General features: G+C 72.4%; 3 protein-coding genes. 2 read left to right on the plus strand and 1 reads right to left on the minus strand.

The genetic code is table 11. The features are described 5' to 3' along the window. Together EQG76_RS08250 and EQG76_RS08255 are read left to right on the plus strand one after the other, a co-directional pair. Positions 1-1,812 (plus strand): hydantoinase/oxoprolinase family protein (locus EQG76_RS08250; protein ID WP_159712324.1); only part of this gene is annotated, 1,812 nt, incomplete at its 5' end. Positions 1,813-1,840: 28 nt separating this feature from the next. Next, complete coding sequence (locus tag EQG76_RS08255) at positions 1,841-2,320, plus strand: GNAT family N-acetyltransferase (RefSeq protein ID WP_159712326.1); 480 nt, start codon at positions 1,841-1,843, stop codon at positions 2,318-2,320. On the opposite strand, the gene EQG76_RS08260 is transcribed toward EQG76_RS08255, so the two are convergent. Further along, positions 2,317-3,240 (minus strand): lysylphosphatidylglycerol synthase transmembrane domain-containing protein (locus tag EQG76_RS08260; RefSeq protein ID WP_159712328.1); only part of this gene is annotated, 924 nt, incomplete at its 5' end. The two genes, EQG76_RS08255 and EQG76_RS08260, sit on opposite strands and share 4 nt — an antisense overlap.

Below are 3,240 nucleotides of genomic sequence, written 5' to 3' on the forward strand. Positions count from 1 at the left end.
GTCGAGCTGGTCGGCCTGTCGACCACGCTCGCCACCAACGCGCTGGTCGAAGGCCATGGCGGGCCGGTGGCCCTGGTCCTGATCGGCTTTGGCCCCGATGCGCTGGAGCGGGCCGACCTGAAGGAGGCGCTGCACGGCGACCCGGCGATATTCGTGGCGGGCGGCCACGACGCCAGCGGGTCGGAGCAGGCGCCGCTGGACGAGGCCGCACTCCTGGCCGAGGCCGGCAGGCTGGCACCGCAGGTGGATGCGTTCGCGGTCACCGGCCATTTCGCGGTGCGCAACCCGGCACATGAGCGCCGGGCCGCCCGGCTGCTGGCCGAAGCTACCGGTCGCCCGGTGACCTGCTCGCACGAGCTGACCGCGCGCCTGGACGGCACCCGCCGGGCACTGACCACGCTCCTGAACGCCCGGCTGATCGGCGACATCCACCGCCTGATCGGCGGGGTGCAGGACCTGCTGGCCAGCCGCGGCATCACCGCCCCGCTGATGGTGACCAAGGGTGACGGCTCGCTGGTCACCGCCGCCACCGCGCTGCAGCGGCCGGTCGAGACCATCCTGTCCGGACCGGCGGCAAGCGTGGTCGGGGCTGCCAAGCTCTCCGGCCTGAGCGACACGCTGGTGTCCGACATCGGTGGCACCACCACCGACATCGCCTTCCTGCGCGGCGGGCGGCCCGAACTGGATGCGGCCGGTGCCAGGGTCGGCCGGTTCCGCACCATGGTCGAGGCGATCGCGGTCCACACGATCGGCCTCGGCGGCGACAGCGAGCTTCGCCGCGACGAGGGGCGCCGCCTGGTGCTGGGACCCAGGCGCGCCGTGCCGCTCTCGCTCCTGGCGCACCAGCATCCTCGCGTGCTGGCGGAGCTGGAAGCCCAGCTCGCTCGGCCGTTCTGGCGCCCGCTGGACGGGATGTTCGCCCTGCGCCTGCGGGCCCTCCCCGATCCCGCGGGGCTGCCGCGCCTCCAGCGCGAGGTATGGGAGTGGCTGGGCGAGGGGCCGATGGCGCTGGACGAGCTGTGCGAGCGCCGCCACGCCGAGCGCCAGCTCACCCGGCTGATCGACCGCGGCCTGGTGATCCGCTCGGCCTTCACCCCGTCCGATGCCGCCCATGTGCTGGGCCTCCAGGGCAACTGGAACCGGGCGGCGGCGGTGCTGGGGGCGAGGCTGCGGGGCCGGCTGGAATCGCTGGTGGACAAGGACGCGGGGCTGGAGGATCCGGAGATCTTCGCTCGCCTGGTGATGGAGCTCGCCACCCGCCAGACCGCCCTGGCGCTGTTGGGTGCTGCCTGCGCAGAGGACGGGCTGCCCGACCCGGGAGCAGCCGCACTGCTGATGGAGCGCGCCATATCCGGTGACGCCGGCGGCCTGGTCCGCCCACGCATCACGCTGGGCCTGCCGGTGGTCGCGATCGGTGCACCCGCCCGCCTGCTCTATCCCGAGGCCTGCGCGCGCCTGGGCACCACCGCGGTGATCCCGCCCTTTGCCGAGGTCAGCAACGCGCTGGGTGCCGTGGCCGGCGACGTCATCCAGCAGGCGCGGGTGACGATCGGCGCGATCGGCCAGGACCGGCTGCGGGTCCATGGCGCCGACGGCCCGTTCGACACCTTCGTCCTGGCCGAGGCCCTAGCCCATGCCCGCCTCGAGGCGGAGCGGCAGGCCCGCGCCAAGGCCCTGGCCGCGGGTGCCGGCGAGGTCGCGATCAGCCTGGACGAGCAGGTCACGGTCGTGGACGGCATCCAGGGCGGCTCGATCTTCGTGGAAGCGGTGGTGACGGCCACCGCGTCCGGCCGGCCGGGTCTTGCCGGCTGAGCCCGGACGAGCAGCGAAGGAACCGCCGATGATTGCGACCGATGTCCGGATCCTGCCCATCGCGGCGGACCACCCTGGCCTCCAGGCACTTCTGGAAGAGAGCGACCGGCTGATGGCCTCGCTCTATCCCGCCGAGAGCAACCACCTGACCGATGCCCGTGCTCTGGCCCTGCCGCACGTCACCCTGCTCGGCGTGCTGGTGGGCGGGCAGCTGGCCGGCTGCGGCGCCCTGGTCCGCCGAGACCGGCAACATGCGGAGCTGAAGCGGATGTTCATCGCCCCGGCTCATCGCGGCCGCGGCTTCGCCCGCCAGCTGCTTCATGCCCTGGAGAAGGTCGCTCGGGCGGAGCGACTGACCATGCAGCTCGAGACCGGCATCCATCAGCCGGAGGCGATCGCCCTGTATCGCTCGTTCGGCTTTGTCGAGGTCGGCCCGTTCGGCGACTACGGGGCGGACCCCTTGAGCCTGTTCATGGCCAAGCCGTTCCAGGCCGTGCCGGCCAGCTAGTCCACGACACTCAGCTCCGGCTTGCGCCACCATTGCAGTCGCGGCTCCATCAGGAGCGCCAGTGCACCGAGCAGGCAGCCCGAGACCAGCAGGATCGCGTGGCAGGCAAGCGCTGCGGTGATCGCCTCCTGCAGTGGTACACCGGCACTGCTGGCCGCCCAGGCGAACGCCGCCTGGACCGGGCCCAACCCCGCGATGCCCTGGAAGGGCAGGGCGAAGGCCACGTTGGCGCAGGCCCCGGCGAACACCGCGGTCGCGACGTCGACCGGATGGCCGAGCGCCGCGAATGCCAGCCAGGCGACCGCTGCGTGGCAGATCCACACCAGCAGCGACAGGGCGGTCACCTGGCCGAACGTGTGTCGGGCACGGGCACGGTTCAGGACGTCCGCCACGGTCGCGAGCTTCTGTACCCGATGCACGAGCAGCCGGCCGCCCGCCATGAGGAACAGGGGGGCCGCCAGTGCCAACGCGGCGGCGAGCACCGCTAGCCAGCGCCATCCTGCCAGTGCCGGCACCGCCCAGGTCGCAGCAAGCGCCAGCATGGCGCCGAGCGTGCCCAGGTCCAGGACGCGCACGGCGAGCAGGGTGGCGGTCCCGGCAGCCAGGTCCACGCCCATTAGGCGGCGCGCCAGCAAAGGAAAGGCCGCCTCGCCGAGCTTGAAGGGCAGGAGGAAGTTGAGCGCGATATGGACGCAGGAGATGCGGAAGCTCGCGAGCAGCCCGCCCGCCCGCATCCGCTCCAGCAGCAGTACGAAGCGCCCGGCTCGGCCGAGCTGCAGGATGACCACCAGCGGGAAGGCCAGGAGGAGAATGCGCAGGTCGACCGAGGCTAGACCTTTCAGCACCGGTGCCAGCCGCTCGCTCGCCGACAGCCACCAGAAGAACAGGCCGGTGAGCAGGATTGCTACCACCGTCCCTAA

Origin of the sequence: Geminicoccus flavidas (assembly GCF_009806515.1) — a bacterium.
Lineage (GTDB): Bacteria > Pseudomonadota > Alphaproteobacteria > Geminicoccales > Geminicoccaceae > Geminicoccus > Geminicoccus flavidus.